The 1,381-nt window shown below is 61.2% G+C and carries 1 protein-coding gene; it reads right to left on the bottom strand.

Translation table 11 applies throughout. The features are described from left to right. Positions 1-74: 74 nt before the first annotated feature. A complete protein-coding gene (locus tag CEY09_RS31730) occupies positions 75-1,325 on the bottom strand; it encodes an IS256 family transposase (protein ID WP_088591677.1) in 1,251 nt (416 codons plus the stop codon). Positions 1,326-1,381: the final 56 nt, after the last annotated feature.

The raw sequence follows: 1,381 nt of genomic DNA, 5'->3' as shown, positions 1-1,381 counted from the left end.
GGGAGTGTCAGTTTTTTTGTGTTTAAGGCACTCAGAGCCTGAACCCATAGAGGATCAGACATGTCGATGCTATCTCAGCGATACGGGTCAGTGAAGCGCTCTGCATAAATCACTGCGAACTGGTTCATGGCGGCCTTCCAGTCGTGGGTGGCGCTGCCCCAGCCGTCAGTGACGTTGCGCAGGACCAGCCATAGCAGCTTGGTGGCGGCCTCATCGCTGGGGAAGTGCCCTCGCGTTTTCACTGCCCGGCGCAACTGCGCGTTGATGCTCTCGATGGCGTTGGTGGTATAAATCACCTTGCGGATCGCTGGCGGGAACATAAAGAACGGGATCACCCGATCCCAGGCCCGGCGCCATGCTTCTGCGATTGGCGCGTAACGTTGACCCCACGGGCCTTGCTCGAACGCCGCTAGCGCAGCCAACGCAGCCTCCACAGTCGCTGCCGTGTAGATCGGCTTCAAGGCCGCTGCCACCGTCCGACGTTCCTTCCAGCTGGCGTAGTCCAGGCTCGAGCGGATCAGGTGCACGATGCAGGTCTGCAGCGTCGTGGCCGGGAACACGGCGTTCAGCGACTGTTCCATCCCCTTCAAGCCATCCGTGACGGCGATCAGGATGTCCTGCGTGCCGCGGGTCTTCAGTTCGTTGAACACCTTCATCCAGAACTTGGCGCCTTCGGTCTGCTCGATCCACAGGCCCAGGATGTCGCGTGTGCCATCTGGCAGCACCGCCAGCGCCAGGTACACCGCCTTGTTGCGTACCACTCCGTCCTCGCGGATCTTGACCCGCAGCGCGTCGAAGAACACCACCGGATACATCGTCTCCAAGGGCCGTGTCTGCCAAGCCGTGACCTCGTCCATGACCGCGTCGGTCACCGAACTGATGAACTCCGGCGAGACCTCAGTTCCGTACTGCTCGGCCAGGAACCCCTGGATCTCGCGCACCGTCATGCCGCGGGCGTACATCGCAATGATCTTGTCATCGAACCCGGTAAAGCGGCGCTCGTGCTTGGGGATCAGGATCGGCGCGAAGCTGCCGTCGCGGTCACGCGGGATGTCCACCTGCAACGGCCCATCGTCGGTGAGCACCGTCTTGCGGCTTCTGCCGTTGCGCTGGTTAGTGGCTTGCTCGGGGCGATCTCCGCCCGGGGGATACCCCAGATGGTGGCCTAGTTCGGCGCCCAACGCCCGTTCGATCAGCGCCTTCTTGAACGCCATCGACAGGTCCTGCACCGCCTCGGCAGTCATCGGACCTTTAACGAACTGATCAACCAGATCTGCCGGGATCGACGGCAGTTCCCTCAGGGGAGGTTTCTTCTTTGTGGCCATACATGTGCTCCTTGAGCGGTATGTTAGGCCTCAAACACAAAATTTATGACACTCCC

This window comes from Achromobacter marplatensis (genome assembly GCF_002209535.1).
GTDB classification, from domain to species: Bacteria; Pseudomonadota; Gammaproteobacteria; order Burkholderiales; family Burkholderiaceae_B; genus Achromobacter; species Achromobacter marplatensis.
Note: the sequence above shows the minus strand (reverse complement) of the source record. Positions and strands in the feature narration are given on the sequence as shown.